General features: G+C 42.7%; 2 protein-coding genes. Both read left to right on the top strand.

Features of this window, described 5'->3' with window-relative positions; genetic code table 11:
* The first annotated feature begins 344 nt into the window (after positions 1 to 344).
* A complete protein-coding gene (locus AKL11_RS23895) occupies positions 345 to 737 on the top strand; it encodes a hypothetical protein (protein WP_067522826.1) in 393 nt (130 codons plus the stop codon).
* A gap of 1,392 nt (positions 738 to 2,129) precedes the next feature.
* Positions 2,130 to 2,837 carry a hypothetical protein gene (locus AKL11_RS23885; RefSeq protein WP_067522821.1) on the top strand — a complete coding sequence of 236 codons (708 nt, stop codon included), beginning with the start codon at positions 2,130 to 2,132 and terminating at the stop codon, positions 2,835 to 2,837.
* Positions 2,838 to 2,931 lie beyond the last annotated feature (94 nt).

Here is a 2,931-nt window from a genome sequence, read left to right as displayed (position 1 = left end):
ACAGCAGCTAACGCCAAAATGTGCGGCGCCGTAGGCGTCCGGTGCGCAGCACGAACACGATTTTATTGTTAGCTGCGTAAGCCCGTAAAATGGTTGAACTGTAACGAAAACCTGAAGCAAGTACGACTGGCGACAAAGTAAAAACCAGAAGATTTACAACCAGAAATTTTGAACGGTGCTGCAAACCACGCAGAACCAAAATACCTTGAAACAGTTTGAGCCAGAAGGTTTGACTACTTAATGTTTACGACAATGTAACTTCCTGCCCTGCATAAAACCTGACACTTTGCACGCTACAGAAAACCTGCACCCTTCCCCACCAACTGGCCGACAGAAAAGATGGAATGGAAACTGATCTCTGTGCTGGCGTGACAAAAGGAAATTGGCACGCTACCGCCTGTCAGCTTGGGATAAGCAAACAGCAAACAGCAAACAGCAAACAGCAAACAGCAAACAGCAAACAGCAAACAGCAAACAGCAAACAGCAAACAGCAAACGACGATTTTGACGCTGGCATAAAAGAAGGAATAAACGACAATACTCTCACGCCAGCTGCACAACGAAGCTTACTGATTTCTTCAGCAATTTTAGACAGAAACAGGACAAATAAACTAGTGCAGCCAAGCGTTATAAGACATACATCCCCGTTCATCCTGAGCGGAGTCGAAGGATCAAAGCACCACACTTCGACTCCGCTCAGTGCGAACGGTATGGGTATTAACGCTTCCTTGCACTAGCAACGAGCAAAAACTCTCAGTCTTGCAATTCTGGTAGAAACACAGCAGCTAACGCCAAAATGTGCGGCGCGCCTCAGGCGCGTCCGGTGAGCGCAGCGAACGAACACGATTTTTTTGTTAGCTGCGTAAGCCCGTAAAATGGTTGAACTGTGACGAAAACCTGAAGCAAATACGACTGGCGACAAAGTAAAAACCAGAAGATTTACCACCAGAGATTTTGAACGTTGCTGATAACCACGAAAAACCAAAATACTTCGAAACAGTTTGAGCCAGAGGGTTTGACTACTTGATGTTTACGGCAATGTAAATGTCTGGACTGCATAAAACCTGAAACTTTGCACGCTACAGAAAACCTGCCCCATTCCCCACCAACTGCCCGACAGAAAAGATGGAATGGAAACTGATCTCTGCGCTGGCGCTATAAAAGGAAATTAGTACGCTACCGCCTGCCAGCTTGGGAAAAACAAACAGCAAACTACGATTTTGACGCTGGCATAAAAGAAGGAATATACGACAAAACTCTCACGCCAGCATGCAAAACGAAGACTACCGATTTCTTATGAGCTTTTCGATAGAACAGACCAAAAAACTTCCCACGCTGAAAAACCATCAGGTTTGCGACTCTGGTAGAAACACAGCAGCTAACGCCAAAATAAGCGGCGCGGCGCCAGCCGCGTCCGGTGGAGCTGCAACGCAGCGGAACGAACTTGATTTTTTTGTTAGCCGACCTTGCTCGTAAAATATTTCCTGCTTTGCACCGGCCTGGCAGCAACTTCTCTTTGTCAGGTACAAAACCAGAAAAACAAAAGAGCAAAAATTCTTAAGACAAAACAGAACCCGAAATAACTTTGAAGAAGTTTACACGGAACCAACTCGCCAGCAGCCGCCGAACAAAAACCTCAAATTACAACTATTCTTCGCCATGAACGAATAAAAATAACATTGTACTTTATCTGCGCTGGCGCTCTGAGAATTGCTCACATAAAAAAGTGATTGATTATTACTTTCTACCGAACTTGATCGCCAGCTTCCGCAAGACAAAAATCTCAAGTTTTAATGGTTCGGGATAATTCTCAGAAACTCGATTTAAAAACTACTCGTCGCCATGGAAATTTAAAAATCAACATTGTACTTTCTCGACGCTGGCGTTGCGGAATCGAAAAGTTTGAACTGACCAAATCATGCTGTACAAACCCAAAAGCATCCGCACAAAAAATGTTGATGATTTCAACCTGAAACAGAACTGTGGCGGCTAACGCCAAAATGTGCGGCGCCTTAGGCGTCCGGTGCGCAGCACGAACACGATTTTATTGTTAGCTGCGTGCACTCAAAATCTGAACTCCATTGCAAAGCAGTTGTCAAAGCGTTGAACTTTACAGATAGTAMACGAGYATGCACTCATATAATCTTACACAAGAATATTCTTATAAATCTCWTAGGGTAAATGAAATTGCTGATAAGTTAATAGAAAAACAGCAACAATCACGTTCATATAGCCTGAACCCTAAAAGAAAAACATCTGTTCTAGATAATGAACATCCCTTGGATCTTTCACTAAAAAAGAAATCAACCGAGATAGTTGGCAAATTCAATCATTTACCTGAATTTACAAAACGGAAAATTTATAGCTTTGATCCTGGCTTGAGAAGTGGAAATAGCACTAAAAAATCTGATGAAATAATATTTCAATACCAAGATGTTTTTTTATTAAATACTAATCGTGATTCAGATGAACCTACGCAGCAAAATCCGTCAAAATCGATAACGGTTATCACAGAACAAGACAAAAGGAAGTCTTACCAACAATCAGATAAAAGGAAGGCTTACCTGAAGGCTTACCAACAATCAGAGAAATATAAGGCTTACCAGAAGGCTTACCAACAATCAGAGAAATATAAGGCTTGCCAGAAGGCTTACCAACAATCAGAGAAATATAAGGCTTACCAACAATCAGATAAAAGGAAGGCTTACCAGAAGGCTTACCAGAAGGCTTACCAGAAGGCTTATTATGAAATTCTATCAACAACAGGCGATAGAGAACAGGCAAAAATTGCAGGTAAAAATGCTTCAGCTGCAGTTTTAAGCCAGAGCAAAAAATGAGCAGCTAACGCCAAAATGTGCGGCGCCGTAGGCGTCCGGTGCGCAGCACGAACACGATTTTATTGTTAGCTGCGTAAGCCCGTAAAATGGTTAA

The sequence above is a fragment of the Endozoicomonas ascidiicola genome (assembly GCF_001646945.1).
In the GTDB taxonomy this organism is placed as follows: domain Bacteria; phylum Pseudomonadota; class Gammaproteobacteria; order Pseudomonadales; family Endozoicomonadaceae; genus Endozoicomonas; species Endozoicomonas ascidiicola.
The sequence above is the reverse complement of the archived record's forward strand: the minus strand, read 5'-3'. Positions and strand labels throughout refer to the sequence as shown.

Coding starts and splice junctions, on each gene's coding strand:
- AKL11_RS23895 (WP_067522826.1), top strand. CDS start 345: ATGGAAACTGATCTCTGTGCTGGCGTGACAAAAGGAAATTGGCACGCT.